Genomic DNA, 3,393 nt, shown 5'->3' on the forward strand with positions numbered 1-3,393 from the left:
GCGAGGTGCCGCTGCCGTTCCAGGCCGATGCGACGCTGGCCGGCGGTGGGCTGCGGCCAACGGCCGTATCCACCTGGGCCACGCGGTCAACAAGATCCTCAAGGACATCATCGTCAAGTCGCGCTACCTGGCCGGCTTCGATGCGCCCTACGTGCCGGGCTGGGACTGCCACGGCCTGCCGATCGAAATCGCGGTGGAAAAGAAGTGGGGCAAGGTCGGCACCAAGCTCGACGCGGTGGAGTTCCGGCAGAAGTGCCGTGAGTTCGCCGAGGAGCAGATCAACATCCAGCGCGCCGATTTCAAGCGCCTGGGCGTGACCGGTGACTGGGACAACCCGTACAAGACCCTGAGCTTCGATTTCGAGGCCAATGAGATCCGCGCGCTGGCCAAGGTCGTGGCCAATGGCCACCTGGTGCGCGGCGCCAAGCCGGTCTACTGGTGCTTCGACTGCGGGTCGGCGCTGGCCGAGGCGGAAATCGAATACCAGGAAAAGGAATCGCCGGCCATCGACGTGGCCTACGCTGCGCGCGATGCGCAGGCGGTGGCGCAGGCCTTTGGCGTGAGCCTGCCGGGCGACGTCGAAGTGGCCGTGCCGATCTGGACCACCACTCCGTGGACGTTGCCGGCATCGCTGGCCGTGTCGCTGGGCGCTGACATCCGCTACGTGCTGGCCGAAGGCCCGGCGCACAACGGCAAGCGTCGTTGGCTGGTGCTGGCCGCCGCTCTGGCCGAGCGCGCGCTGCAGCGCTATGGCGTCGAAGAGGTGGTGCTGCATGGTGAAACCACCGGTTCCGCGCTGGAAAACCAGCTGCTGGCGCACCCGTTCTACCCCGAGCGCCAGATCCTGGTGCTCAACGGCGAACACGTGTCCGACGAGGATGGTACCGGTGCGGTGCACACCGCCCCCGGCCATGGCCAGGAAGACTACGTGGTCAGCCAGAAATACGGTCTGCTGGATAAGTACAACGCTGGCCAGGTGACCCCCATCGACGGCCGTGGCGTGTACCTGGAATCGACCCCGCCGGCCGGTGAGGTGGTGCTGGCTGGCCAGCACCTGTGGAAGGCGCAGGAGGCCATCGTCGGCGTGCTGCGCGGCAACGGTTCGCTGCTGGCCTTCCACCCGATCCGCCACAGCTACCCGCACTGCTGGCGCCACAAGACGCCAGTGGTGTTCCGTGCCACGCCGCAGTGGTTCATCTCGATGGACAAGGCCAACCTGCGCAACGACGCGCTGGCCGCCATCGACACCGTGGGCTGGTTCCCGAGCTGGGGCAAGGCACGCATCCAGAGCATGGTCGACGGCCGCCCGGACTGGACCATCTCGCGCCAGCGCACCTGGGGCGTGCCGATCGCACTGTTCACCCATCGCCAGACCGGCGAGATCCACCCGCGCACGGTGGAGCTGATGCAGCAGGTCGCCGACCGCGTCGAAGCCGAGGGCATCGACGTGTGGTACTCGCTGGACGCGGCCGAACTGCTGGGCGACGAAGCGGCCGACTACGAAAAGGTCACCGACATCCTCGACGTCTGGTTCGATTCGGGCGTCACCCATGAAGGTGTGCTGGCCGCACGCGGTTTCGGCAAGCCGGCCGACCTGTACCTGGAAGGCTCGGACCAGCACCGCGGCTGGTTCCAGTCCTCGCTGCTGACCGGCGTGGCCATCGACCAGCGTGCCCCGTACAAGCAGTGCCTCACCCACGGCTTCACCGTGGACGAGCACGGCCGCAAGATGTCCAAGTCGCTGGGCAACGGCATTGAGCCGCAGGACATCATGAACAAGCTGGGCGCGGACATCCTGCGCCTGTGGATCGCCTCGGCCGACTACAGCAACGAAATGTCGCTGTCGCAGGAAATCCTCAAGCGCAACGCTGATGCCTACCGTCGCCTGCGCAACACCGCGCGCTTCCTGCTGGGCAACCTGGATGGGTTCGATCCGGCCCAGCACCTGCGCCCGCTGAACGAAATGGTCGCGCTGGACCGCTGGATCGTGCACCGCGCCTGGGAACTGCAGGAAAAGATCAAGGCGGCGTTCGACAACTACAACATGGCCGAGATCGTCCAGCTGCTGCTGAACTTCTGCAGCGTGGACCTGGGCTCGCTGTACCTGGACGTGACCAAGGACCGCCTGTACACGATGCCGACCGATTCGCATGGTCGTCGTTCGGCGCAGAGCGCGATGTACCACATCGCCGAAGCCTTCACCCGCTGGATCGCACCGATTCTGACCTTCACCGCCGACGAGCTGTGGGGCTATCTGCCGGGCCAGCGCGCCGAACATGTGCTGCTCACCACCTGGTACGACGGCCTGGCGCCGCTGCCGGCTGATGCGCAGCTCAATGCGGCTGATTTCGACCAGCTGCTGGCCGTGCGCGAACAAGTGGCCAAGGTGCTCGAGCCGATGCGCGCCAACGGTGCCATCGGCGCGGCGCTGGAAGCGGAAATCACCATCGCCGCCAACGAAGAGCAGGCCGCGAAGTGGCAGCCACTGGCCGATGAACTGCGTTTCCTGTTCATCAGTGGCGATGTGCAGGTGCGCCCGGCGACCACCGACGAAGTGTTCGTCAGCGCCCAGCCGACCGGCAAGACCAAGTGCGTGCGCTGCTGGCACCACCGCGCCGACGTGGGCAGTGATGCCGACCACCCGGAACTGTGCGGCCGCTGCGTGAGCAACATCACCGGTGCCGGTGAAGTGCGGAGCTGGTTCTGATGAGCAGCCCGCGCCCGAATCCCAATGCACTGGTCTGGCTGCTGCTGTCGGCCGCCATCATCGGCCTGGACCAGTGGTCCAAGGCCTGGGTGCTGTCCAGCCTACCGGAGTTCCAGCCGGTAGTGGTCATCGACGGCTTCTGGAACTGGTACCGCACCTACAACACCGGCGCGGCATTCAGTTTCCTGAGCGACGCTGGCGGCTGGCAGAAGTATTTCTTCACCGTGCTGGCCATCGCCATCAGCGGCCTGATGGCCTGGTGGCTGCGCAGCACCGCCCGTGGCAACTGGAAGGCGGCCGTGCCGTACGCCCTGATCATCGGCGGTGCCATCGGCAATGTGATCGACCGCCAGGTGCACGGTCACGTGGTCGATTTCATCCAGTGGTATATCGGTGACCACGTCTGGCCGGCGTTCAACGTGGCCGACTCGGCCATCGTGGTCGGTGCAGTGGGCATCGCCCTGTTTGGCCTGTTCGACGGCAAGTCTGCCAAAAAGGCGGATAATGCCAGCCCGAAACCGTAAGCCGGCCGCTGCCGGGAGACTGAACTGATGGATGTGCTGCTCGCCAACCCGCGTGGTTTCTGTGCCGGTGTCGATCGTGCGATCGAGATCGTCAAGCGCGCGATCGCGCCCTGGCGCTGCGACAGCGCGGTCTGGCGCAGGTCTTCCACCTGCGGGTCGCGC

The 3,393-nt window shown here is 66.0% G+C and carries 3 protein-coding genes; all 3 read left to right on the forward strand.

Annotated elements, in window-relative coordinates; genetic code table 11:
* Nucleotides 1-2,707 (forward strand): isoleucine--tRNA ligase (gene ileS, locus ACQKDV_RS18850; RefSeq protein ID WP_427785767.1); only part of this gene is annotated, 2,707 nt, incomplete at its 5' end.
* Nucleotides 2,707-3,231 (forward strand): signal peptidase II, encoded by a 525-nt coding sequence (gene lspA, locus ACQKDV_RS18855; RefSeq protein ID WP_427785768.1) that lies wholly within the window; start codon nucleotides 2,707-2,709, stop codon nucleotides 3,229-3,231. The genes ileS and lspA, both read left to right, overlap by 1 nt.
* Before the next feature lie 27 nt (nucleotides 3,232-3,258).
* On the forward strand, nucleotides 3,259-3,393 hold a 135-nt coding region (locus ACQKDV_RS18860; RefSeq protein WP_427785769.1), incomplete at its 3' end, for a hypothetical protein.

It is taken from the genome of Stenotrophomonas sp. NPDC077659 (genome assembly GCF_050268705.1).
Classification (GTDB): Bacteria; Pseudomonadota; Gammaproteobacteria; order Xanthomonadales; family Xanthomonadaceae; genus Stenotrophomonas.